General features: G+C 70.8%; 15 protein-coding genes and 5 pseudogenes. 9 read left to right on the forward strand and 11 right to left on the reverse strand.

Features of this window, described 5'->3' with window-relative positions:
* Nucleotides 1–7: 7 nt before the first annotated feature.
* Entirely contained in the window at nt 8–781 is a 774-nt protein-coding gene (locus tag OHS71_RS00345; protein ID WP_328484352.1) for an ABC transporter ATP-binding protein, read from the reverse strand.
* A 344-nt stretch (nt 782–1125) separates the two neighbouring features.
* On the opposite strand from OHS71_RS00345, the gene OHS71_RS00350 reads away from it, so the two are divergent.
* The 5 genes and pseudogenes from OHS71_RS00350 (at nt 1126) to OHS71_RS00370 (ending at nt 7003) form a co-directional block, all read left to right on the forward strand.
* Nucleotides 1126–2289, forward strand: coding sequence for a sensor histidine kinase (locus OHS71_RS00350; RefSeq protein ID WP_328475598.1), 1164 nt, complete (start codon nt 1126–1128; stop codon nt 2287–2289).
* Nucleotides 2286–2969: a response regulator transcription factor gene (locus tag OHS71_RS00355; RefSeq protein ID WP_328475600.1), complete on the forward strand. Its 684-nt coding sequence runs from the start codon at nt 2286–2288 to the stop codon at nt 2967–2969. Before OHS71_RS00350 ends, OHS71_RS00355 begins: the two co-directional genes overlap by 4 nt.
* A gap of 1001 nt (nt 2970–3970) precedes the next feature.
* A pseudogene (locus tag OHS71_RS00360) lies at nt 3971–4153 on the forward strand (trypsin-like serine protease); the annotation flags it as partial.
* Nucleotides 4154–4503: 350 nt separating this feature from the next.
* Nucleotides 4504–6201 (forward strand): annotated as a pseudogene (locus tag OHS71_RS00365) (GAF domain-containing protein); the annotation flags it as partial.
* Nucleotides 6202–6511: 310 nt separating this feature from the next.
* Nucleotides 6512–7003: a PP2C family protein-serine/threonine phosphatase gene (locus tag OHS71_RS00370; protein WP_328484353.1), complete on the forward strand. Its 492-nt coding sequence runs from the start codon at nt 6512–6514 to the stop codon at nt 7001–7003.
* 18 nt (nt 7004–7021) lie between these two features.
* Here the strand turns inward: OHS71_RS00370 and OHS71_RS00375 are convergent, their stop codons facing one another.
* The 5 genes from OHS71_RS00375 to OHS71_RS00395 form a co-directional block, all read right to left on the reverse strand.
* A complete protein-coding gene (locus tag OHS71_RS00375) occupies nt 7022–8182 on the reverse strand; it encodes a substrate-binding domain-containing protein (RefSeq protein WP_328475602.1) in 1161 nt (386 codons plus the stop codon).
* A 56-nt stretch (nt 8183–8238) separates the two neighbouring features.
* Entirely contained in the window at nt 8239–9345 is a 1107-nt protein-coding gene (locus OHS71_RS00380; protein WP_328475604.1) for an ABC transporter permease, read from the reverse strand.
* Nucleotides 9342–10934: a sugar ABC transporter ATP-binding protein gene (locus tag OHS71_RS00385; protein WP_443046832.1), complete on the reverse strand. Its 1593-nt coding sequence runs from the start codon at nt 10932–10934 to the stop codon at nt 9342–9344. The genes OHS71_RS00380 and OHS71_RS00385 overlap by 4 nt, the downstream gene beginning before the upstream one ends.
* A 91-nt stretch (nt 10935–11025) precedes the next feature.
* Nucleotides 11026–13893, reverse strand: a complete 2868-nt coding sequence (locus tag OHS71_RS00390; RefSeq protein WP_328475606.1) for a SpoIIE family protein phosphatase — start codon at nt 13891–13893, stop codon at nt 11026–11028.
* A 129-nt stretch (nt 13894–14022) separates the two neighbouring features.
* Nucleotides 14023–14991, reverse strand: a complete 969-nt coding sequence (locus OHS71_RS00395; RefSeq protein ID WP_328475608.1) for a cyclase family protein — start codon at nt 14989–14991, stop codon at nt 14023–14025.
* Nucleotides 14992–15413: 422 nt separating this feature from the next.
* Between OHS71_RS00395 and OHS71_RS00400 the strand changes: the two genes are divergently transcribed.
* Complete coding sequence (locus tag OHS71_RS00400; protein WP_328475610.1) at nt 15414–15731, forward strand: hypothetical protein; 318 nt, start codon at nt 15414–15416, stop codon at nt 15729–15731.
* 235 nt (nt 15732–15966) lie between these two features.
* Here OHS71_RS00400 and OHS71_RS00405 read toward each other — a convergent pair.
* Together OHS71_RS00405 and OHS71_RS00410 are read right to left on the reverse strand one after the other, a co-directional pair.
* Nucleotides 15967–16108, reverse strand: a pseudogene (locus tag OHS71_RS00405) (IS701 family transposase); the annotation flags it as partial.
* Between the two features lie 118 nt (nt 16109–16226).
* Entirely contained in the window at nt 16227–17435 is a 1209-nt protein-coding gene (locus tag OHS71_RS00410) for a PAS domain-containing protein (RefSeq protein WP_328475612.1), read from the reverse strand.
* Between the two features lie 354 nt (nt 17436–17789).
* Between OHS71_RS00410 and OHS71_RS00415 the strand changes: the two genes are divergently transcribed.
* Genes OHS71_RS00415 through OHS71_RS00425 form a run of 3 tightly spaced genes read left to right on the forward strand, consistent with a single transcriptional unit; the run spans nt 17790 to nt 22617 of the window.
* Nucleotides 17790–19163: an ATP-grasp domain-containing protein gene (locus OHS71_RS00415; protein ID WP_328475614.1), complete on the forward strand. Its 1374-nt coding sequence runs from the start codon at nt 17790–17792 to the stop codon at nt 19161–19163.
* The gene (locus tag OHS71_RS00420; protein ID WP_328475616.1) at nt 19160–21166 is read left to right on the forward strand and encodes a PEP/pyruvate-binding domain-containing protein; all 2007 of its coding nucleotides are present in this window, start codon (nt 19160–19162) and stop codon (nt 21164–21166) included. Before OHS71_RS00415 ends, OHS71_RS00420 begins: the two co-directional genes overlap by 4 nt.
* Nucleotides 21163–22617 carry an MFS transporter gene (locus OHS71_RS00425; RefSeq protein ID WP_443046833.1) on the forward strand — a complete coding sequence of 485 codons (1455 nt, stop codon included), beginning with the start codon at nt 21163–21165 and terminating at the stop codon, nt 22615–22617. The genes OHS71_RS00420 and OHS71_RS00425 overlap by 4 nt, the downstream gene beginning before the upstream one ends.
* 204 nt (nt 22618–22821) lie before the next feature.
* On the opposite strand, the gene OHS71_RS00430 is transcribed toward OHS71_RS00425, so the two are convergent.
* The 3 genes and pseudogenes from OHS71_RS00430 to OHS71_RS00440 all read right to left on the reverse strand — a co-directional run.
* Complete coding sequence (locus OHS71_RS00430; protein ID WP_328475618.1) at nt 22822–23463, reverse strand: hypothetical protein; 642 nt, start codon at nt 23461–23463, stop codon at nt 22822–22824.
* Between the two features lie 49 nt (nt 23464–23512).
* Nucleotides 23513–23614, reverse strand: a pseudogene (locus OHS71_RS00435) (IS5/IS1182 family transposase); the annotation flags it as partial.
* Between the two features lie 481 nt (nt 23615–24095).
* Nucleotides 24096–24329: pseudogene (locus tag OHS71_RS00440) on the reverse strand (hypothetical protein); the annotation flags it as partial.
* Nucleotides 24330–24343 lie beyond the last annotated feature (14 nt).

The raw sequence follows: 24343 nt of genomic DNA on the forward strand, positions 1-24343 counted from the left end.
TGCCAGGTCAGCGGGTGCGGGTGCGGGTGTCGAAGCGCTTCATACGGTCCAGGACCACGTCCGCCGTGGGCTGTGCGAGTTCGTCGACGATCCGGCCGTCAGCCAGGAAGAGCACGCGGTCCGCGTAGGAGGCAGCCACCGGATCATGGGTGACCATGACGATCGTCTGTTCCAGGTCGCGCACCGAACTGCGCAGAAAAGACAGGATCTCCGCCCCTGCCCGGGAGTCGAGGTTGCCCGTGGGCTCGTCGCCGAAGATGATCGCGGGCCGGGACGCCAAGGCACGGGCGGAGGCGACGCGCTGCTGCTGACCGCCGGAAAGTTCGGCGGGGCGGTGTCCCAGCCGGTCGGCCAGGCCAAGGGTGGCCACGATCCGGTCCAGCCACGCCTGGTCCGGCTTGTGGCCCGCGATGGCCAGCGGCAGCGTGATGTTCTCTATCGCGGTGAGCGTGGGGAGCAGATTGAACGCCTGGAAGATGAAACCGACCCGGTCGCGCCGCAGCCGGGTCAGCTGCCGGTCCTTGAGGGTCCCCAGCTCGACACCGTCGATCTGCACGGAGCCCTCAGTGAGCGAGTCCAGGCCGGCCAGGCAGTGCAGGAACGTGGACTTGCCCGACCCCGACGGGCCCATAATGGCGGTGAATTCACCGCGCCGGAACTCCGCGGAGACCTGGTCCAGGGCCACCACCCGGGTATCCCCGCTGCCGTACACCTTGGAGAGCAGGGTGGCACGAGCAACGACGTCTCCGGTCGGCCCGGGGGCCGCGGCAGGGGTGGACATGTTGTACGCGGTGGACATCAGAGCACTCCGTAATCGGTGGCCGTGGGTACACCGAAAAGGTAGGCCGGGAGGGTGGAGCGGGGGATCGCGCTCCGGAGCCAACCCGGTCCCGTACTGGAGTACGACCCGCACCCCTGCGGCACCCGCCGGACTCATACCGGGGTATGAGTCCGGACGTGGCTCTGTGGGGTGAAGAGGCCGTCCGATCAGCCGCATACGCTGGCCCTGCTATGAACCTTCCTCACTGGCCACGCGCTCTGTTCGTCTCCGAACGGCCAGCCCCCGTGTCTGCCACCGCCTCCCGCCACGGCCGCGGGCCTCTGCTGCAGTACACCGTCGCAGCTATGTTGACCGCTCTGATCGGCACGCTGGGATTCCGGACCATGTTCCACGGATACGGTGTCGGCGTTGCGTCCGCCGTGCTCCTGGCTGCCGTCCAGTCCGCCCCACTGCTCTTGGCAGTCACCCGCCCGTTGCAGGCGTGGTGGATCATGATGGCCGCAGACCTAGCGTCCTGCGCAGTGCTGTTCCACGCCCCGAGGCTGGAGGGAAATAGCTGGCCTTGGCCCCCAGCCGTGATCCTCGGACAGCTTGTGCTGCTGGTGGCCGTGGCCCGCCGGGAACGACGTTCCGCCCTGGTGGCTGTCTGGGTGGTCCTCACCTCCTCCGGTCTGGCCATCGCGGCCGCTTCACCGCACAACCGCGATAGAGGCGACGTGCTGCTGGCCGTCGTCGGCGGCGGGATCCTGCTGGTGGGTGGGGTGTTGCGCGAGCGGCACGAGGCGCTGCAGCGGCTGGGTGAACAGCAGTTGATCGCCCAGTCGGAACGGGCCCGGCACACCCTCCTGGAGGAGCGGGCTCGGATCGCCCGGGAGCTGCACGACGTGGTCGCCCACCACATGTCGGTGATCACTGTCCAGGCCGACAGCGCGCCCTACCGGATTCCCGGGACGTCGGCGGCTGCGCAGGAGGAGTTCGCCGCGATCGCCGTCGCCGCCCGCCAATCCCTGTCCGAGATGCGCATACTCCTCGGCGCGCTGCGCGGCGAGGACTCAGACGACGAGCGTCGCCCGCAGCCGGGCCTGAACGGTGTGCCGCACCTGGTAGAGGCCATTGCCCGGGCCGGTGTCCCGGTGAACCTGGTTCTCGACGAGGGGGTCGTAGAGCTCAAGGAGCTGATCCCGCCGATAGTGGAGCTGTCGGCGTACCGGATCGTGCAGGAGGCGCTGGCGAACGTCGTGCGGCACGCGCCGGGAGCGCGGACCCGCGTCGAAGTGGAGCTGCTGCCGGACCGCAGCTGCCTGACGGTCCTGGTCGCCAATGCCACTCCGCAGCACTCCTCGGGTTCCCTGGAGACCAGCAGTACCGGGCAGGGCCTCGTGGGGATACGCGAGCGAGTCCGCCTGCTCGGGGGTGCCCTGGAGACTGGTCCGACCCTGGACGGTGGCTTCCAGGTCACCGCTCGACTTCCGCTGCCAGCCCTTCCCCGCAAGGAAAGCAACACATGACGATCCGGGTAGTCGTCATCGACGACCAGGCCATGGTCCGCGCAGGCTTCACCGCCGTGCTGACCGCCCAGAGCGACATCGACGTGGTCGGCGAGGCCGCGAACGGGCGCGAGGGCATCCAAGTCTGCCGCGACCTCCAGCCCGACGTGGTCCTCATGGACGTGCGCATGCCGGAGATGGACGGTCTGGAGGCCGCCCGCCAGCTCCTGAACCCGCCGCTTGGGGTCACCTACTGCCCCAAGGTGTTGATGCTCACCACCTACGACATCGACACCTACATCTATGAGGCGCTCAAGGCCGGCGCCAGCGGCTTCCTACTCAAGGACGCGCCCATCACCGACCTGACCCGCGCGGTCCGTGTCGTCGCGGAAGGCGACGCACTGCTGTCGCCCTCGGTCACCCGCCGCCTCATCACCGACTTCGCCAGCAATTGGCCCGCGGCGCACGCGGATGCGGGCGACAACGTTCGACTGAGGAGCCTGACTCCACGGGAGACCGAAATCCTCCGGCTCGTCGCCCGCGGCCAGAGCAACACGCAGATCGCCCAGAACCTCGTCGTCGCCGAGCAGACCGTGAAAACCCATATCGGCAACATCTTCGCCAAACTCAATCTGCGCGACCGCGCCCAAGCGGTGATTTTCGCCTACGAGTCGGGACTGATAACCCCCGGCGACCGGTAACGCGGGGTCCGTACGGTCAAGTGGACGGGGATCCGTTGCTGATTACGGACGCTTTCCGCATCGCTGCGCTGCGGGGTGAATGACAGCACCGCGGGCGTTGATGCGCAGTTCCATCAGAACGGGGCCGGGGGCGTACACGCCGCCCCGGTCGACGGAGGTGTCGGCGCTGATCCGGCCGATGGATCGTCCTTCGCGTCGCGGATCCCGGTGCGCCGTCGCTACCGGCGGCGGTGCACTCGCCACAGCAGCGAAAGCCAGTTGCTGCACGTCGGGCATGACGCGTTGTCCGTCTCATCGAAGGCGGACAGCAGGCCAGCCACCAGTTCGAAAGTGGAGCCGGAGTCGGCAGTCACCGTCGATGGTGCGCCGCCCTCCGACGCCTGAGAGGCACCTGCCGATAAAACGACCGTAGCCTCGCGCTGAGGCCGAGGCCCTGGCCAAGTGCTCGATAGATCGGGCGTGACCAGCGCTCCCGCGCATCGGTACACCTTCGGTGAGACGGGTCGGCTGCGCACCTATACCGAGGCGATCGGCTGCGGACCGGGCATCACTCCTGGGCGGAGGCGGTCCACCGAGCGCCGGCACGCGAAGGTGGCGGAGCTCGCGGCCCTGGACCCTGCGCACGCGAAGCTGCTCGGGCTGAGCTCGGTCGGCTACCGCACACTGATCCGCTGGGAGAACGCCCGCCGGCGGTTCGGGCTGGTCGGCTGCGCGGACGACCGCTGGCTGCGTCGAAGCGGCGGTACGCGCACGGCCTCACAGGAGGTGCGGGAGGCGTCTTCGCGGTCCGCGAGGAGACGAAGCGGATGGCGAAGGTGTCGATGCGGACGAAGGACCGCATGATCCGCCACCGAGAGGTAGGACGCCCGTCCCCGGAGAGCTGGCGATGCGTGAGAACACAGTGCCGCCTGGGTGAGCTGATCGCCCCGCCACGCTGCTTGCGGATCATGATCGACTGCGCGGCCCACCGTGAGGTCATGCCCTCGGTGGAGCACCGCACCGTCTCCGGGTTGATCCGGACGAACATCTGCGCCGAGCCGGGCGACAGCGGCGGCCCGCTCTACGCCGGCGACAAGGTCGTCGGAATCCTCTCCGGCGGCTCCGGGAACTGCACCACGGGAGGAACCATCTACTATCAGCCGATCCAGGAGGTACTGAACGCGTACGGGCTGTTCGTCTACTGACGGGACGCGAGGGATCCTCTCCGCCGGGCAGGGCCACGGCCCGCCCGGCTCCCCCGCCGTACGGCTCAGAGACGCCTCCACACGCAGCCCACGCCCGACCCCCAAGGTGCCGGCCGCCCCAACGGCGCGAGCACGCCCGCATCCGTGGTGAGAGGAGCTCCCACTGGGGCGGCCGACTCGCTCTCGCTCATCATCGGCAACCTGGCGAACGTTCCCCGCTCCGTCTGGCCTGCGGGGACAAAGTCGACTCATTCATACCGGCCCGACGTTCAACCACAGAGAGGGTGGAATGGCCATAAACTGTGAAAGATACTCCATGGATGATCGAGGGCAGCGTGTCGGCCAACGGTATGGCATCGAGCTCATACCCGCTCAGCGCCGCGGGTGTCGGCGAAGCGCCCGAGCGCGACGATGCGTTGGTGAGGGCCGTCCTCCGTGCCGTGGAGGTCACCGGAGCACATACCGGAAGCGTGTTCCTGCTCTCCGGCGACCATCGCTCGCTCGTCGTGGCCGCTTCCTGCGGGACGCCGCCCTCGCTGCTCAGCGGGTGGCGTCGGATCCCGGTCAACAGCCGTATGCCGGTGGCGGAGGCGTGCCGCTCCGGGCGCATGGTCCACCTGGCCGGCGCGGAGGAGACGATGCGGCGTTTCCCCCAGCTCTCGATCGCCCTGCCCTACCCGTTCGGCTCTGCATCGGTCCCCGTACAGGCGGGCGGGCGGACCTTCGGCGCCATCGCCGTGGTGTGGACGCCCAGGCCGGACGGGACCGGACTGTCGAGGGCACAGTGCGGGCAGTTGCGCTCCGCCGCCGACCGGCTGGGCACCGCCCTCGCCGGACTGCGGGCCCGCGGCACGCTCGGTGAGTACGACGAGCGGACGGCTCCGGTGCTGGTCCCGCTGCCGTCCGCTCCGGCGGTCCGGGTGGGCCTGTTCGACTGGAACCTCGACACCGGAGCCCTCACTGCCGACGACGAGCTGTGCGCGATCTTCGGGATTGCGCCCCGCATGTTCAACGGTCGGGCGGCCATACTGGCGGCCTGCATCGAGCCGGGGGATCTGCCCGGTTTTGGGTCCGCCGCCCGCGCCGCGGTCGAGGAAGGACACCTCCTGGCGCACCGCCTACGCATCCTGGACGGCCGTGGTGGACACCGCGTCGTCGAGCTGTGGGGCCGGGTACCGGAGAGCCCTGACGACTCGGAGGCCTCTTGCCACCTGGTCGGCGCCGTGCTGGACTCCGGCAGCGGCATGGCCGCCGTGGCGGCGATCGAACGGCTCGCGGACGGTTTCTTCGCGCTCTCTCCCGACGGACGCCTCTCCTACGCCAACCACAGCCTGGAGGATCTGCTGCGGGTCCGCCAGGACGAACTGCTCGGCCGGCGCCCCTGGGACATCCTTCCTTGGCTGGCAGATCCCGTGTACGAGGACCGCTACCGGGCCGCCGCCGTCTCCCAGCAGCCGGTCTCCTTCCTGGTCCGCCGCCCGCCGGACGAGTGGCTGGTCTTCTCCCTCCACCCGGGCGCTCAGGGCATGACGGGATGGGGCTCACGAGTGCGTCAGCCCGTACCGGCCGGCACCGTACCCGGTGCACCGGTCACCGAGGAGGGGCCGCCCATCTCCTCGGCGCCTGCGCCCGCGGCCCCCCGCGTGGGTTCCCTCTACCGGGTGCTCACGCTGGGCAGCGCCCTCACCGAGGCGGCCACCGCGGACGAGGTGTTCGATGCCGTCGCCGAACAGTTGCTGCCGGCGTTCGGCGGCCAGAAGCTGGCGATCGCCGTGGTCGAGGCACGACGCCTGCACCTGCTCGCTCAGCGCGGCTACTCGAAACGCTTTCTCGCCCGGTTCGAAGGCACCCCGCTGCACGCCCGGCTGCCCGTGACGGACGCGCTGACCTCCGGGGTCCCGCTGTTCGTCGAGTCCCGGGAGCAGCTCCGCGAGAGCTACCCCGGGCTCATGGTGGGTCACACCAACTCCTGGGCGTTCCTGCCGCTGATCGCCTCCAACCACCCGGTCGGCGCCTGCATTCTCGGCTTCGACGACATCCACCGGTTCCCCGACGAGGAGCGCGGAGTCCTCACCGCGCTGGGCGGTTTGATCGGCCAGGCTCTGGAACGCGCCAGACTCTACGACGCCGAATTCGCCCTCGCCCGCGGCCTGCAGGACGCGCTGCTGCCGCACCGGTTGCCCACTCTGCCAGGGCTGCACGTCACGGGGCGCTATCTACCGGGCACCAGGGGGATGGACATCGGCGGCGACTGGTACGACGTCATCCCCACCGGCGACGAAGTCGCACTGATCGTCGGGGACGTTGAGGGGGCACAACGTCCCCGCCGCGGCCGCCATGGGCCAACTGCGCAGCGCCATGCGGGCATTCGTCGCCGCGGGCCACCGACCGAGCGACGTCGCCGCCGGCACCAACCGGCTCCACATGGACCTCGACCCGGTGCTCCTCGCCAGCTGCTGCTACGCCCAATTCCATCCCCGCTCGGGGATCGTGCGCATCGTCCGCGCGGGCCATCTCCCGCCCCTGCTGCGCCTGCCCGACGGGCACACCAAGATCCTGGATGTGCCCGGCGGCCCACTGCTCGGCATCGACGCGACGGCACGCTTTCCGGAGTCGGAGCTGCGTCTCGCTCCCGGGTCGGTCCTGGCCCTCTACACGGACGGGTTGATCGAGAGGCGCGACTCGGACATCGGCTCCGACGTCGAGCGACTCCGGGGGTCGCTGGCCCGGCTTGGCGGGGGCGGCCTGGACGATCTGGCCGACGGGCTGCTGCGGGATGCCTGCCACGCTTCCCCCGACAGGGCGGACGACATCGCGCTCCTGCTCACCGAGTACGCCCCGCCACGTTGACAGTCCCCACCGCCACTGTCACGTGCCCCAAATCTTCCGGTACGCCTCCCGGTATCCCGCCGGATCCCAGGTCGTGGCGCCGTGGCTGTTGTCGGCCGTGCTGATGTGGACGGGGGCCACATACCCGCTGGCCGGCCGGCCTGAGAAGGCGCGATTGAACTCGTCGACGATCTGCCAGCCCTGCAGGGACAGCGGCTCCGGCACGGTGGCCGCCTGGTACTGCCTGCTGTTGATGCGCTGGAAGGCGGAGGGGTCGCCGTCGCCGGCGCCGATGTTGAAGGGCGGGCCGGAACCCTTCTTGCCGGCCGCGCGGAACGCCGGGGCGGCATCGGCGAAGTACAGGTCGTTGATGGCGACGGAGTGGGTCCATCTCTCCTGGAAGCGGGAAAGCAGTGAGGAGATCTCCCGGGGCGTGCGGCTGCCGGCATCCGGGATCGGGATGTTCTCGTACGCCAGCAGCTCTACGCCCGCGCAGGTGGCCAGCTCCTTCCTGATCAGGTCGGACTTGTACTTGGCGAAGGGGACCGAGGCATCGGTGAAGACCACGGCCCCGGCTGTGCCGTCTGAGCTCGAGATGACCCACTGCGCACTGACTCTGGCCACGTCCTCGACTTTGGTCGTGACGTTGGTGAAGAGCCTGGGGCGCCGGCTGGGGCCGGGGGAAGCGACCGCATGCCAGCCGATGAGCGGGATGCCTGCCGCGTTCGCACGCGCCACCTGCTGCGAGGTCGAGCCCGGGTCGAAGCCCCCGATGACGATGCCCGAGGGTCTGACGTCCACGGCCTCGCTCATTGCCGCCTGGATGCCGGCGGGGGTGCCGCCACCGTCGATCACCCGGACGTGCCAGCCGATGACTCGCGCGGCTTTCCGCACGCTGTCCGCGGCGCCCGCGACTCCGGGATTGGTCATGGTCTGGGCGACGTAGACGATGGTCTTGCCGGCCACCGCGGTGGGACCGCTGGTCGGTCCGTTCCAGGGGATGTCGATCCGCTCCGCCCGGCTGACGGCGGCCTGGGCCCTGGTCTGGGCCGCGGGGCAGCCGCTCGGACCCGAGGTGGAGTGCGCCGGGCCGCTCGACGAGCCGCGTTCACAGCCGGCCAGCACGAAGAGCGCGACCAGCAGGGCGGTGGCAGTGGACCGCGCGTTGCGGACGCTGGGAGTGTTGCGGTTGCGGTGCACGGAAGCTCCTTGCGGAGGATGCCGCCCGGGCACTTCGGCGGTGCGCGCGGCGTGGGTCATGGCGGGCTGCCCGGCGTGTCGTCGTCCTGTGTCACGGCGGGCGAATCGCGGGCGACGACCGCACCGGTGCGCAGTCGGCGACGAGCGGAGTAGCCGGCCAGTCCGACGGCGAGGAGCAGGGTGCCGCCGTAGAACAACGGGACCGTCCAGAAGTCGCCGCCCATCTGGGCGATGCCGGTGAGGCCGACGGCGAGGACGGCGACGGCGACGAGGGTGCCCAGGGCGTTGGGGCGCCCCGGTTTGACGGCGGTGGAGCCGAGGAGGGCCCCGACGAACGCGGGCAGCAGGTAATCGAGGCCGACGCTGGGATTGCCGATCTGCTGCTGGGCCGCGAGCAGCACTCCGTCGAAGCCGACGATCAGTCCCGACGCGGCGAAGGCGTAGACGGTGTACTTGCGGGTCGGGATGCCGACGAGGTCGGCGGCGCGCGGGTTCGACCCGACGACGTGCAGGTACCTGCCGAGCGGCAGCCGCTCCAGAACCACCCAGAGGGCGACCGCGAGCGCGAGCACGTAAAAGGCGGGAACCGGCAGGCCGAGGAACGTCGAGTCGTAGATGTCGGTGAAGGCGGCCGGGAGGCCTTGCGGGCCGGGTACGATCCGGCTGCCGCCGGTGACCCATCCGGTCACCGCGTACATCATGCTGCCGGTTCCGAGCGTGGCGATGAACGAGTCGATCCGTCCGAATTCGACGACGACACCGTTGAGGACGCCCACGACACCCCCTCCGGCGATCACCGTGAGGCAGGCGAGCGGCCAGGGCCACCCGTCGCCCACGACGAGCTGCATCACCATGACGTGCGCCAGGCCGAGACCGTAGCCGATGGAGAGGTCGAACGCGCCGGTCACGATGGGGACCATCGCGGCGAGTGCGAGGACGGCCGGGATCGACTGGTTGGACAGGATCGAGTCGACGGTGTCCCGGGTGGGAAAGGTACGCGGCAGGGTGAGGGAGAAGATCAGGAAGAGCAGGGCGGTGAGGGTCAGGAGGCCGTAGGCGCCGATGAATTGCCCGCTACGGCCGTGCAGTCGGGCGAGTCGCCTCGGTGGTCCCGAGCGACGCGGCCGGGGCGGGGGCGCAGCCGGAGAGGGGGAGCCGGTCACGGATTCGCCGCGGTTCCGGAGGAGGGCAGGGCCGAAGCCGCCCGCGTGAGCTCGGTGACCGTGAGGGCCGGGCCGGTCAGCTCGGCCGTCACTGATCCGCGGACGAAGACCAGGGTGCGCCGGCACACGCCCACGACCTCCTCGAAGTCGCTGGAGATGAGGAGGACCGCGAGGCCGCCGGCGAGCGCCTCGTCGAGCAGGCGGTGGATCGCGGCTTTGGCACCGATGTCCACGCTCGCCGTCGGTTCCTCGAGGATCAGCAGGCGCAGGGCCGGCCGCAACCACCGGCCGATCATGACCTTCTGCTGGTTCCCCCCGGACAGGGTGGCGATGGCAGCCTCGCTGTCGTCGGGACGCACCGAGAACCGTTCGATCAGGGTGCCGGCATCGGCGCGTTCGCGGCGGGGGCTGATCCAGCACAACGCCGACATGCCTCCCGCCCGGGGGTTGGCCAGGAGGTTCTCCCGTACGGTCAGCTCGGCGAGGCAGCCCTCCCGCTGTCTGTCACCGGGTACGAGGGCGACACCCAGTCCGACGGCGTCCGCGACCGTACGGGGATGGTACGGGCGACCGCCGAGAAGGGCCCGTCCGCCGAGGAGGGGCCGGGCGCCCGCAAGGGCTCGGGCGAGGTCCATGTGTCCGGCGCCCGTGAGGCCGACCAGGCCGAGGGCTTCCCCCCGCCGGAGCTCCAGACTGACCGGTCCCGCGTCGGGGGTGCGCACCCCGTCCAGGGTCAGGATGGCCGGGGCGCCGGCCGGGGTGGTGGCGGGGTGGTGATCGGTCGGCCCCTCGCCGGTGATGGCGCGCACCAGGCGGGCAGGAGTGTGGCTCGCCGGCGAGCCGTGGCTGACCAGGCGTCCGTCGCGCAGTACGGCGAAGGTGTCGGCGACCTCGTACACCTCGTCCAGGCGATGGCTGACGTAGAGGATGCCGTGCCCCCGGTCGCGCAGGGTGTGCAGCACCCGGAACAGCCGGGTGCAGTCCGCGGCGGGCAGGCGGGCGGTCGGCTCGTCGAGGACGATGAGGCTCGCCCGTGCCGCCAGGGCTCGTGCGACGGCGACAAGCGAACGCTCGGCCGGGGCGAGGCGGGAGATCGGCGTGTCGGGGTCGAGATGTCCGGCGACGACCCGCAGGGCCTCGGTGCAGTGTTCTCGGGTGAGCCGCCAGGAGATCAGTCCCGCGCGGCGCGGATACCCGGCGCTCAGAGCGATGTTCTCGGCTACCGTCATCCACTCCACCAGCCCGAGATCCTGATGGATGAAGGACATGTGCCGGGAAGCGGCGCGGCTCCCGAGCGGGTGCCCGGCCACGGTGACCTGCCCCGAGTCGGCGTGGTGAACGCCGGCGAGCACCTTGATGAGCGTGGACTTCCCGGCTCCGTTGGGACCAAGGAGGGCGAGGACGCTGCCGGCGTGGACATCGAGGTCGAGCCCGGCGAGCGCGAGGGTTCCCCCGAAGCGCTTGGCAAGTCCGCGGACACGGACCAGAGGTTCCGCCCCGAAGGACGGCACCGCATGCGCAGAGGTGTCGTGGGCCTCGTGCACGGGCCTCTCCGGGGTCGGACCTGTCGTGTTCTTCCCGATGCGCATCAGTGACATTAGCATCACATGTCGTATATTTTGAGACATCTGGCTACTCTCTGTCACCCCAACGGAGCAGCAAATCGCCGGGGTCGGCGCCTCAGGCCCCCTCAAGCCCGCATTCGGCCCAGATGACCTTGCCCTGCTTGGTGTAGCGCGTTCCCCAGCTCTGCGTCAGCTGTGCGACGAGGAACAGGCCGCGGCCGCCCTCGTCGGTGCCGGCCGCTCGGCGCAGGTGCGGGGCGGTGTTGCTGCTGTCGGAGACCTCGCAGATCAGGGTGCGGTCGTGGAGCACCCGTACCCGGATGGGCTCTGCGCCGTGGCGGATGGCGTTCGTGACCAGCTCGCTCAGCACCAGTTCAGCGGCGAACGCGGCCTCGTCGAGTCCCCAGTCGGTCAGTTGCCGGGTGGCGGAGGCGCGCACCTCGCTGACCAGGGCCGGATCGGCGGGCAGGTCCCAGGTGGCGATCCGCTGGGGGTCGAGGGCGTGGGTGCGTGCGACGAGCAGGGCGATGTCGTCGCAGGGGTGGGCGGGGGCCACCGTGTCGAGTATCGCCTCGCAGGTCTCGTCGGGCGTGCCGTTCGCTTGGGCCAGCGTGGCACGAAGCTGATCGAGGACCATGTCGACGTCGCGGTGACGGTCCTCGATGAGCCCGTCGGTGTAGAGGACCAGCCGGCTGTTCTCGGGGAGGTCGAGCTCGGCGGCTTCGAACGGCAGACCGCCGAGGCCGAGCGGCGGTCCGGCGGGCAGGTCGGGGAACCACACGGTGCCGTCGGGGCGGACCAGAGCGGGCGGGGGATGGGCGGCCCGGGCCATGGTGCACTGCTGTGTGGTCGGGTCGTAGATGGCGTAGAGACAGGTCGCGCCGACGATGCCCGCATCCACGGCGCCGGGGTCCTCCCGGTCCAGGCGTCCCACGAGTTTGTCGAGGTGGGTGAGGACCTCGTCCGGGGGGAAGTCGAGTTCGGCGAAACTGCGGGCGGCCGTGCGCAGCCGCCCCATGGTGGCGGCGGAGAGCATGCCGTGGCCGACGACGTCGCCGACGAAGAGCCCGATGCGGCTGCCGGACAGGGGTATGACGTCGTACCAGTCACCTCCCACGTCGGATTCGGCGGGCAGGTAGCGATGGGCGACCTCGACGGCGTCCTGGTCCGGCACACCGTGCGGGAGCAGGCTGCGCTGCAGGGCCAGGACCATGGCACGTTCGCGCGTGTAGCGCCGGGCGTTGTCGATGGACAGTGCGGCACGGACGGCCAGTTCCTGGGCCAGCGACCGGTCGTCGTCCCCGAACGCCGGCGAGTCCTGCGCGCGGTAGAAGCCGGCCACGCCCAGGACTGCGCCTCGGGCGACCAGGGGCACCGCGATGAGGGAGTGGACGTGGCTCAGCAGCTGTGCAGAGTGCTCAGGGTCCTGCGCGAACCAGCCCGCGGCAGCCTTCAGGTCCGGTTCAAGCACTGCCTGGCCGCTCGTCAGACACCGCGACTGCGGCATCGTCGGACCGTAGTCGACCTGTTTGCCGACCGGGTGGAAGGGACAGTCGTCATGGATGCCGTGGACCACCGTACGGCGTAGGTCACTGCGGGGATCGACGGACTCCTCGCCGCGGAGCACGGCTCCCGGCAGGTCGATGGTGACGAAGTCGGCCAGTTGCGGCACCGCCGACTCGGCGAGCTCCCTGGCGGTACTGCGCACATCCAGGGTGGTGCCTATGCGGACGCCGGCCTCGGACAACAATTCCAGGCGGCGGCGCGCGGCCAGGGCGTAGGTCCCCACGTGCGGCTCCCCCACCATCATGAGCCCTCTCGCCGGGGGCGGGGAGTCGGAGTGCTCGTCCGTCGTGCCGTCGCCGGCCGTGACGCCCGGGGCGACAGGGCCGTGCTCTGTGCCGGGCAGATCCTCCGCCGACGGGGTGACGTAGAGCTGCCCAGGCGCCACGTCGCGAACAGCCCCGGAGAACGTGAGGGAGGTGGCGACGGCAGGCTCGGCAGGGAGGCCCGGCGGCTCGTGGACCTGACGCGGGAGCGCGAGGGGCTCGCGCGGTGAGGGACCGGGGACAACGGCCTCGACGGCGAAGCCCTCCACTCCGGAGGCACTCGTCATCGGCCGGCTCACGAGCGCGACCCGACGGCCGTCGGACAGGGACACGTCGACACAGGCCCGCTGCGCGCACGCGATCAGCTCGGTGGCCTTCTCCATGAGGATCGCCCGGTCGCGGGGGCTCATCTCCACGGCCAGTTCCCGCACCCCTATGCGGTGTCGCGGACCTGCGGCGGCCTCGGCTCCGCTGTCCAGGTACGCCTGCAGCAGAGCGCGCTCACGCGAGGAACTCTGCCCCAGCAGCCGCCGCTCGATGGTCTCGGCCGCCTTGCGTATCACGGTGTCCAGCGCCGGGTCCTCAGCGCTGCGCGGATAGCCGAGGCACAGGACGCCCTCGATGCGGCCGCTGAGCGGGTCGCGGACGGGAAGCGCGCGGCAGGCACTGCCCTGGGAGCGCTCGGCGAAGTGCTCGGCACCGTAGACCCGGATGGGTTGGCGCTCGGCCAGGGCGAGACCGATGCCGTTGGTACCTGCGACCTTCTCGGCGAACACGAACCCGGGGACAGTCTGGATGGCCGGGAGAACTCCGGCCATCGACGCTTCTCCGAAACGGCGCAGGAGAACCGTCCCGCTCGCATCGGCGACGGAGATGTTCATCACGCTGCCGGCGAACATGGCCTGCAGCCGGTCGAGCACCGGAACGGCCGCGCGGACGATCCGTCCGTCCGGTTCGAAGTCCTCCCGGAAGGGAAGGTCGGACTGGTCCGGTGACAGCCCCAGGGTCCGGCAACGCCGCCAGGAATCCAGGATCGACGTGCGCACGCCAGGCTCGACCGGCTCACCTTGCAGGAACCGCTCACGGAAACTGGCGGGACCCGTGCCGCCTGGCGCACGCCCCGCCGGTATCGGGTCTTCGCCGGCCTGAACCACGCTCCGCCTCACTCGCGCCTTCGACAGTCAATTCTTGTGAAATGTCTGATATGAACAAGGATACGGGCATTGGAGGCGCGAGTCACCGTTCACAAGCCCCTCACACACGGTGACCGGACCGGGTCGGCGTCACAGGACCGCGACCGGATTGACGGGCGAGCCCGTCCCGCCCGGGACGTTCAGCGGCGCCACGACGAGCATGAAGTCGTAGCGCCCCGCCGTCGCGGTCGCGGCGGACAGCGCTTCCAGGTCGAGGTTGTCCAGCAGTGGCATCCCCATCGCGGCCACAGCCAGGGCGTGGACCGGGGAGTGCACGCCGTCCACGGGTGAGGGCCGCACGTCACTGTCGCCGTCTCCGCCGAGCAGCGCGATGCCACGCTCGGCCAACAGCGGCAGGGCGTCCACATGAAAGCCCGCGCTGGCCGTGTCGGGGTCCCAGGCGCCGAGTTCCTCGCGGCGCCGGACCTGTCCGGAGCGCAGCAGTAGCGCGTCGCCATCGCCGATCGTCACATCGAGCGCCTCCTCCACCGCGACGATGTCCCTCGCGTGCACCGCTCGCCCCGGCTCCAGCCAGGGGATCCCGAGGACGGCGGGCAGGTCGAGGAGCACTCCCCTCGTGACGAGGGACCCGAGCGTCGACACCGCGCCGAAGCGGGCGCCCGCGGCATCGACGACCTCATGTGCCGTGCGGCCGTCGTAGAGCTGCCCCCGATAGGCGATGTGGCACAGCGCGTCGAGATGGGTGATGCCCTTGCCGTGGTAGTCGGCGGCGATGAAGTCCTTGTGGGTGGAGGGTTCCGGCGCCTCCACGTCACCGAGGTCGGTCATGTGGTGCAGGGCGGGCTTGCGGTTGCCGGGGCCGGGCCGGGTGTTCCACGGCAGTGCCAGCGGGACGACCGTCCCGGCCCGCACGCGCGCTGCGGCCCGCCGCACATGGTCCGCGGTGACGCGGTTCCAGGCACCGCGGTCGGCCGGAGACCAGCGACCCCACGTGCGAACCGCCTCGAAGAGTGCGTCGAACTCCTGACGGGAGACGGCGGGCCCGTTGCCGACGCCGGTCGGCGCAGGATTCGCGGCATCGGCGGAACTCGGACTCATCAGTACTCACCGCTCCCAGGCTGGAACGGCTCCGACGGCAGGACGTCACCGGACGCGACACGAATCGAGCTGACGGGGTGTGCGCCCGGCTGACGCCGTGACACGGAGAAGCACCGTCCTCGTGATCGGAAAACCAGCTTCGCACATTCACGGGCGCTTTGGAGAGGTGTGCCCCGGATTCAGCCGGGTCATCGGGGCGGTGGCGTGGCGAGTTTCCTCCGCGACCGCGCGAGACTATTGCTCAGCCCAGGAAGTCGCCGCCGTCGGCGACCAGTCGCAGGGACCGACACCACAGGCGCGGGTAGCAGCCTCGCCGTCGAAACCTCCGACGAGCCGATATTGCCCGTCGTCGTACCTGCCAGCCGGCTTTCAGCGGCCGGGACACCGCCGTCCGCGCCGTCATCGAGGCGGAGGACGCCTGGGTGCCGCTGCCGTCCCTGGGCGACGATGCCTGCCGGCGCATCCCGGCGGGGATGCGCTCCAACGTCTACGGCGCGGCATACCGCATCGACCTGCGGCGCGGCCGGCTCGCCCAGATCCAGCCCGGCGCCTACCCCTGCGCAGCGACGGCGCCGGGCGCCTCGACCTCGACGGCCGGTCCGGGCTCGGGCGTCCGGGCGGTGCTGGGCAACCGCGTGACGCCATCGGCCTGCTCGGCCGGCAGTTCACCCCGCCCGGTGAGCGCCCCGTCGCGCCCGCCCTTCGCGGAGGCATCCGTGGCCTGCGCGGACGCGGTGTGACCGCGCCCCGCGGCGGAACCCCACCGCTGGCCAGGGGCTTCCTCGGAGCCGACGCCCATGGACTGGCCCACAGCGAAAGCTACTTGGTCGGTCCCGGCCAGGACGGCCAGGACGGCCAGGACGGCCAGGACAAAGACAACAGCAAAAACCAGCGGACGTGCCGGACGCACGGAATCCCCCCACCCAAAAGATCACGAGTGGGTAATTCCAGCCCGGCGTGGCGCCGATCCACGGAGGCGACGCTACGGCGGCCGATCACCCGGTGCCGGCGTGCTTCGCGGTGCCGGGGCCTCACCTCGACGCGGGCCCAGTCGTAGAAACCGCCGGCCGTGGGCTACCTCGCCGCAGGATCGGCGTGTCCACTTCTGCCGGGGCAGGTCTACTGTGACGTAGAGGAGAACGTCCCGCGCTCGAGCAGGGTGCTCAGCCCGACGTCGCCGGCACTGGCGCTGGCGCTGGCGCTGGCGCCGAGGCGAGTCTTCCCGACCGCGGAGGTCATGCGGTGCTGAGGGGGTGGGCCGCCGTGGCCGAGCGTGGGGGCCAGGTGTGGGGGGCGAGTATGCCGAGGACGTAGGCGCGGGCCACGAGGGCCGGACGGGTGGCGGCGCCCAGCAGGTGCCGCAGGCGGCTGAGGTGGTAGTCGAGTGTCTGCCGCGACAGTTTCAGCGAGGCGGCTATGTCGCTGTTGCTGCTGCCCTGCGCCAGCAGCGACAGGATGCGGATCTGCGCTGCGGTCAGCGGCGGATGCGCCTCGTGAGCGAGGCTCTGATGGGTGATCACGGCCCAGACGTGCCGTGCTCGGCTGGCGGAATGGCCGATAGTCGTCAGGTGGACCTCCGCCCGCCGCTGCAGTCCTCGGGTGTCGACGAGCACGGCGGTGGTTTCGACCCGTCGAGTGCGGCGGGCTATCAGACTGTTCCAGCGGCGGTGCAACCGGTCGAGGTCGGGCCCCGGTTCGGGGGCGAGCAGCGTGTGGGCGCGGCTGCCCACGAGGTCGGTCAGGCCGAGGTGGAAGAGTTCGGCGGCCGCCACGCTCGCCTCGATCACCCGCCCGCTCGCCGACAACAGGGCACAGGGCAGCCCGCTGTGGTCACGCAGGGCGCTGAGGTTCTCCTCGGCCTCCTGGCGCTGCGCCGTCGCCCGCAGGTGGTCGGTGATGTCCACGTAGATGCCGGCGATGCACGTACGGGACTGTTCCCGCACCGGGAAGCGGTGGCCGACGGCGCGGCCCGTGGTGCCGTCTGGACGGCGGTAGCGGAGAGTGTGACGGACGGGCGTGCCTCGGGTGAGTATCTGCTGGTCCAGGGCCCGGAACCGGTCGGCCTCGGCCGGGGCGTCGAAGTCCTCGATGTACCTGCCGACCAGTTGCTGCGGCACGGTGCCGTAAAGGTGTGCGTAGGCGTGGTTGGCCCACAGGTAGCGCCCGTCGCGATCCCGGATGAAGGCGGCCGCCGGAGCGAGATCCACAAGGTCCGCGAAGGCAGCGTAGCCGGGGGGCGCCGCGAGCGCTGCTCCCCGCTGCCGCCGGTCAGGGGCGCGCTGTGAGCTGCCCGGGTCGGCGGGGCCTCCGGGGTCGTCCGACTCGTCTGTCTGCTGGGGCCCGTCGGCGTCGCCCTCCCCCGCCTGCCACGGCTGGTCGGCTTCGGCTTCCCTCCAGAACACGGGAAGGTTCTCGAGCAGTGTCTTGAGGCTTGGGTCGCCCACAACGGTCTCCGTCCGTATACGACTGGCTGACGCACAGTCACATGACGTGGATAGCCCGCGTGGTACAGCACAAGCTCCATTCCCGGCCGAGTTGCCGAAAGGGGACGGGGAACCCCGCCGCCCTACCGCTCGGGCCGGGCTCAGGGGACGAAATTCTGCGCATCACGTCTGCGACTCAGGCGTTTGCCTGAGTCGCGAGCGCCCTCAGCAGCGATATGGACGGGTACAGCCTGGTCCCCTGGAGTGTGCGGGAGGGACGCCGGACGCCGTCCCCGCACGCGCCCCCGGGCCCGTCGCCGCACCAGTGGTGCCGAGGACGGCCCCTACCGATCAGGTGAATGGAGACGAATTTCTGTGAGTACGGTGCTGTTGGTGCATGCCAAGGGTGGTCCGCCGCTCGGCCATGTCCTGTCCCGGACGGCTGCGAGGGCGGACGTGCACCTGCTGGCGCTCAGCGCTCTTCCCGCCGCCGTGGCGGGTTCCGCCGCCAGACTGTGCGCCTCGGTCACGACGCCGGACAACGCCAGCCGCGGCGACCTGGTCTCCCTGATCGTTTCGCGGGCCCGGGAGGTGGCCGCGGACGCCGTGATCACCTTCTCCGAGTACGCGGTCGTGGCCGTCGCCGAAGCCTGCGAAAAGCTCGGCCTGCCGGGCGCGGGCGCAGCCGCCGCACTCGCGCGCGACAAGCGGCTGATGCGCAGCACCTGGCAGCGAAGCGGCCTGCCGCAGCCCGCGTTCCGCCCCGTCGCCACGGAGGCGGATCTGCGGGCGGCGGTGAACTCCCTGTCCTGTCCGCTGCTGCTGAAGGCGGCCTGGAGCGCGGGATCCACCGCCCACCAGATCATCACCTCTCCCGGCGACGCGTCCGCCGCCTGGGCCCGCTCCCGGCAGGTCATGGCGGAGTCCGCCCAGTTGGGATACGCGGAGCTGCACGTCGCCGAGGCGAACGCCGACTTCGTGGTCGAGGAGATCGTCAGCGGCACGGCGGCGGACTGGTTCGACGAGCCCGGCTGGGGCGACTACCTCAGCGTCGAGGGCGTCGTGGCGGACGGTGTGTTCCACCCCGTCTGTCTCAGCGGCCGGATGCCCACCATCGAGCCCTTCACCGAGCGCGCCGGCATCACCCCCGCCCTGCTCTCTCCGGACGCGCAGGACCGCGTCGTGGACCTTGCGCGCCGCGCGGTCGACGCGCTGGGCCTGCGCGACTGCGGGACGCACACGGAGATCAAGCTCGGCCCCGACGGAAGCATGTGGCTCATCGAAACCGCTGCCCGGTTCGGCGGTGCGATGACGGTGCCGCAGATCGAGGAGGTCTTCGCACTGGACCTGGTGGGCATGCTCGTCGACCACCTCCTGCGACGCCCTGTCGCCTGGCCGGAGCAGGCTCTGACACCGGCGCAGGGCCGGGGTGCGGCCGGCTCCCTCGTCGTCCTCGCGGTCGACGGCCGCGGCGAGGCATGGCAGGACCGCAGGGTCTGGGACTTCCCCGTGGTCGCGTCGGACGTGCCGCTGAGCCCGGACAGTGAGCTGTCGGTGGTGGCGGAGAGCTCCCTGCCCGACGGCCACGTCGTGCCGGTCTACGACCCCGCCGCGGGTGCCAACACCATGGCGGCCCTGTGCCTGCTCTCCGCCGCCAACCCGCGGACGGTGCTGCGGGACTTCGAGACCCTGGTGGACGCGCTGCCCCGGGTGCTGCCCGCCGCGCAATCCGAGGAGGCCCCCGCATGAGCGTCCACCTGGCCACCGGTGCCGTCGAGCCCGCCACGGACCGCACGGTCGTCGGCGAGAATCTCTCCCTGCCGCTCTTCCGGACGCTGTCGGGAGTCCTGGCGGGTCACCCTTACCTCAAGGTCGTCGTCGATCGCGCGCAGAACACCTGGCACCTGCTCGACACCGGCGCGCACCCCTTCCACGTCAACTACATCGCCACCCGGGTGCTGGGCATGGACCTGGCCACGCTCGACGCGCAGCTGGACGCGTTCAACGCCTCTGTCTACACCGATCCCGAGCGCCGGTTCCTGCTCGGTGTGCTGTCCCTGCACACCGAGCAGGAAGAGGGGAGGGAGCGGCCCTTCCTCGTCCTGGAGACGACCGAGGCCGACACCATGCACGGCGAACTGCTCGCATTCTTCTACGCGTTCGTGCGGGCCCGGGTCGACAGCAGGCTGCCGCTGCTGCTCAAGCCCGCCAACCACGGGCAGGAGGAGGAGCTGTCGGCGATCAGCGAACAGCGTGTGCCCCGCATCTCGAGCCACGAGCTGTTCGGTTCCCGAGAGCGCACACCGCTCAACCCCGGCGAGGCCACCGGTCGACTGCGGTTCTTCCGGACCGCCGAGGAGTACACAGCGGCGGAGAGCGGGCTGGGCTGGGCGGACATCGTGGCAATGCCCTGCCTGCCCGACGACGTGCCGCGTGTCGCCGGCTTCATCAACACCGCGCCGATCACGCCCCTTTCGCACACCAACGTCCTCGCCTCCGGGTGGGGCATCCCCAACGCGATCGTCCGCGACCTGGAGCAACTCGTCGACAAAGACGGTCTCGACGACGCGTGGGTGCGCTACCGGGTCGACGAGGACGACATATCCCTGCAGCGCCTCGACCACGAACCCGACCTGCGGGCGCCGGCCTGGCACCAGCAGCGCATACGCCTCGAACCGCCACTGCTCGAAGACGCCCCCGTGCTGTCCCTGCACCGGCTGCGCAGTGCCGACCGCGACCGCTACGGCACGAAGGCGGCCCACCTCGGCGAACTGCACCACGTCCTCGACAGCCGCACGGTGGACCTGACCTCCTTCTACGGCCGGCCCCGTCCGCCGCGTGAGGACCTCTACGGCCACCTCGCCGCCCGACTTGGCCTCACCTCCGTCACAGCCGAGCAACTCCGCTTCAGGGCAGCCGGGTTCGTCGCCGAGGCGGTCGGCGCCCCGGAGGGCGTCGCACTCCCCTTCGCACTCCAGCAGCGGTTCCTCGCCTCCTCCCCCGCCCTCCAGCAGGGCATCGGCAAGCTGAAGATGGCCCTCGAACTCGACGCCACCGACGTCCTGGACTCGCTGTGCCTGCACCTGCAGCACCTGATCCGGCACACCCCCGTCCCCGAGGCGGTCACCCGGCAGATCGACCAGGCCTTCCCTGCCGCGGCGGCCTCGCGCGGACGGCTGGTGGTGCGATCCTCCTCCAACGCCGAGGACCTCCCCGGGTTCTCCGCAGCGGGCGTCTACGACTCCGTCACCACCGTCCACGGCACGGGCGAACTCCTCGATGCCGTACGCCAGGTGTGGGCCTCCCTCGTATCGCCCCGCAGCGTGCGGCTGCGCCACCAGGTCGGCATCTCCCTCGACGACACCTACATGGGTGTGATCATCCAGGAGTACGTGCCCGCCTCCCTGGGCGGCGTCCTCGTGACCTGCAACCCGACCCGCCGGGAGGACTTCCGCAACGTCTACCTCAACTGTTCCCCGGGCTCGCCCGAGCAGGTGGTCGACGGGACGGTGCTGCCGCAGCAGTACCTGTACAACACCGTGGAGGGCGGCGGCCGTACCGTCGCTCTGGGCTCGTCGGGCCAGAAGCTGTCCGCCGCCGTCCGCGCCCGGCTCGCCGACCTGTCCCTGACCGGACGGCTCCTGCAGTCCCACTTCAGCGCAACCGACGTGGACAAACCCCTCGACATCGAGTGGCTGATGACCGAGCAGGGCGACTTCCGGCTGGTCCAGATCCGCCCCTACGCGCTGTGAGGGTGCGTGCCGGCCGGCCGCGCCCCGGCACCGGAGCGGCCCCGGGCCCGACCGACACCGCCCGCCGGATCATCCGGCTCAACTACGGCTTCCAGCTGCTGTTCAACCTGCTGTGGTGGATGCCGGTGTTCTACGCCTACCAGAAGGCGGCCGGCCTCTCGGACGGACAGATCTTCGGCATCCAGAGCATCTACTACGTGGCCTTCTGTCTGCTTGAGATTCCGACCGGGCTGATCGCCGAGCGGATCGGGACCCGCAATTGCCTGCGGGCCGGCGCGGTGGTGATGACGGCCGCGAACCTGGCCCCGGTGGTCAGCGCCTCGTACACGGGGTTCCTTCTCCACTTCCTGGCCATCGCCGCCGGCCGGTCGCTCACCTCTGGCGCGGCGAGCGCCTACCTGTACGACGGGCTGCGGTTGCAGGGCTGCGACGAGCACTACCTGCGGGCGGAGGGCACCGCGCGGGCACTGGGGCTGGCGGCGAAGGTGGTCTGCTGGCCGCTGGTCGGCCCCTTGATGGCTCTCGCGCACCCGGCCCCGTACCTGCTCAGCGCGGCGAGCGCGGCAGGCTCCCTCGTCTGCGCCGTGCTACTGCCCCGCCTCGCCGGAGCGGAAGCCGGAGCGGACACGGGCCGGAGTGACGGCGGGCGCCGGGGCGGCGCCTTCCTGCGGGACGCGGGGACCGCGCTGCGCTGCGTCGCCTCCTCGCCGTGGCTGGCGCTGGTGATGGTGCAGGGCGTGGCGGTCTTCACGCTGTCGCGCATCTGCCAGGTCAATCTCTTCCAGCCGATCCTGCTGGACCACGGCATCGGCGAGGCCTCGCACGGTGGCGTGCTGGCCGCGATGACCGTGGCGGAGGCGGTGGCGTCCGCGCGGCCCCAATGGCTCAGCCGCAGACTGCCGCCGGTCGCCTGGGTGTCCGTCCTCAGCCTCGCGCTGGCGGGCACCCTGGCGGCCATGACCCTCGGCGGGCCGTGGGTCGTCGTCGTGCTGCTCTGCCTGTTCGCCGCCGCCACCGGGTTCGCGTTCCCGGTCCAGCGCAAACTGGTCAACGACGCGGTTCCCGCGCACGCACCGCGGGCCACCCTCCTGTCGGTGGAGAGCATCGTGGACCGCGCGGTGTGCGCCCTGGCCGCGATCGCCGCGGGCGCGTACCTGTCGACCGGGCATCTCGACGCCCTGCTGTGGCACTCCGCACTAGCCACGGCGGTGCTGCTCGGAGCCTTCCAACTGCTGCTGCGCAGCGGGGTGGTCTCCTACGGGGGCCCGGATGGGGATCGGGCGGTGCCACCGCGGGCGGGCGGCCGCGCGGGAGCCGGCGGCCCAGCGTCGGCGGAGGTGGGCGACGGCGCACCCGACCTGGCGGACGCGGGGGACGCCGGACGCAAGGAGGCCCTCGAACCAAACCAAACTTCCGGATACCACGAACGACCTCACGGCCGGACGCCCTGACTCGTCGGCTTCTCGGGCCACCGCGACCGTCGGGCCACCGGCAGATCAGCCTGACAAGCGGTGCCGACACGGTAGCCGTGGCACAGGCGCCGATCCGTCGTCGTACGCCCGGGACCAAGGGCGTACGCGCGGGCCCAGTTGCGGCCGCGGCTGCGGCTGCGGCTGCGGCTGCGGCTGCGGCTGCGGCTGCGGCTGCGGCTGCGATCAAGCGAAGCGACGTCCGAGGAGTTCGACCAGTCCCGCCGGCAAAAAGGCGGGCCGCTGCGGCAAACCGATCTGGTACGCCACGTAGCCCAGCGAGGAGGCGACCGCCACCTCCTGGGCAGTCTCCGCCTGGTAGACGACCCGGCAGCCGGCTGAGTCGTCCTTGGCGCGCTGCCACAGGACCGGGGACGGCTTGCGTTCGGCCTCGGTGCGCGGTGTACGGATCCGGTCGCCGAAGTCCGCCCAGGCAAAGGCCGCCGGGCCCCGCCACGTCGCGTCCACCTCCCTCCGGAGCCGGGCGGCACGCTCCGCGTCGGTCGTGCCCCAGGAGGCCGGGACATTGGTGATCAGGCCGACCCTGATGTGGCGTGCCCGCAGGGTCCGCAGGTACGAGGACGCCCCGGGCAGGTAGGTGGTGCTGCCGTCTTCGGCGGTGTGCACCAGGGTCTCTCCCAGGTCGAAGTACAGGACGGGACACGCCCGTTCGCCGTGCCCGGGCGTGGTGACGGGCGCACCCGGGCCCTCGCCGGCCTCCTCGGGGGCGGCCGCGGTCGCCTGCGTACAGAGCAGCATCGTCGACACCAGGACCGCGCCCAGTGCGAGGCCCACACGGGCCGAACTGTTAGAGGCGGATCCATTCATGTACACCGTCCCTTCATTGCCCTGGACATGACATATTAATGCTTCCGTGCAGCAGGAGCCCGTGCAGTTGCTCCGAGACGCCGGCCCCGTTCCAGGCCGCCACACGCCGCCAGCAGGTCACGCCGGAGCCGAAGCCCAGCTCCTGCCCCAGGCGGCTGATGGCCGGCGGTGCCGCCTACGCGCCGCACGGAGCGCACGCGGCCCTTCCTGTGGAGCTGTCTCCTCAGCGACCCTCCCGACCCACCAGATCCGCCCGACGCGGCATGGAGGGCGCTTCTGAGTCCGGGGCAGCAGGCTGCCCCTTTCCGCTTGGCAACCGCCCATCACTCCATGCTGCGTTCAGGCAGGACCCGGCGCAATGCCACAAGCCGGATCGGCGGAGCGCATCGAAGGGGCCACACCCGGAGACACGGATGAGGCGGCGCAGAACGCCCTCCTGCACTCAACAAAACGGCATCCTTCAAGCGCGGTTGAGCCATAGGAACTGCGGCCCGCTTTGCAATCGTGCACTGTTGCCGCATTGCAACCTGCGATCCCCGCCGGTCAAACCTGTGTTGAGCGAAATCCGCAACGCGTTACGGCTTCAGCAACGACCGACGCATCGGGACGCTTCATGCACCCCGGCAGCAGGACCGGGAGCACGCTACGGAGGTCTGGATGAGGTCGCGGGCCACTCCGCGGTCGGCCAGGGCGCGGACCTCGGTCCCGATCACGTCCGCTTCCGCGAGGTCGGGTCTGTACGGGCTCTGGGCGACCGGCCGCCAGAAGATCTCCTTGAGGATGTCGACTTCGCATGCCTGCCCGGTCGCCGGGTCGGAAACGGTGAAGCGGGCAGACAGCGGGGTGGCCTCCAGTGCATGCACCCGGCGGTGGAGTACGC

The organism is Streptomyces sp. NBC_00377, from assembly GCF_036075115.1.
In the GTDB taxonomy this organism is placed as follows: domain Bacteria; phylum Actinomycetota; class Actinomycetes; order Streptomycetales; family Streptomycetaceae; genus Streptomyces.

Coding starts and splice junctions, on each gene's coding strand:
- OHS71_RS00350 (WP_328475598.1), top strand. CDS start 1,126: ATGTTGACCGCTCTGATCGGCACGCTGGGATTCCGGACCATGTTCCAC.
- OHS71_RS00385 (WP_443046832.1), bottom strand. CDS start 10,934: ATGCGCATCGGGAAGAACACGACAGGTCCGACCCCGGAGAGGCCCGTG.
- OHS71_RS00345 (WP_328484352.1), bottom strand. CDS start 781: ATGTCCACCCCTGCCGCGGCCCCCGGGCCGACCGGAGACGTCGTTGCT.
- OHS71_RS00355 (WP_328475600.1), top strand. CDS start 2,286: ATGACGATCCGGGTAGTCGTCATCGACGACCAGGCCATGGTCCGCGCA.
- OHS71_RS00420 (WP_328475616.1), top strand. CDS start 19,160: ATGAGCGTCCACCTGGCCACCGGTGCCGTCGAGCCCGCCACGGACCGC.
- OHS71_RS00395 (WP_328475608.1), bottom strand. CDS start 14,991: ATGAGTCCGAGTTCCGCCGATGCCGCGAATCCTGCGCCGACCGGCGTC.
- OHS71_RS00370 (WP_328484353.1), top strand. CDS start 6,512: ATGCGGGCATTCGTCGCCGCGGGCCACCGACCGAGCGACGTCGCCGCC.
- OHS71_RS00430 (WP_328475618.1), bottom strand. CDS start 23,463: ATGAATGGATCCGCCTCTAACAGTTCGGCCCGTGTGGGCCTCGCACTG.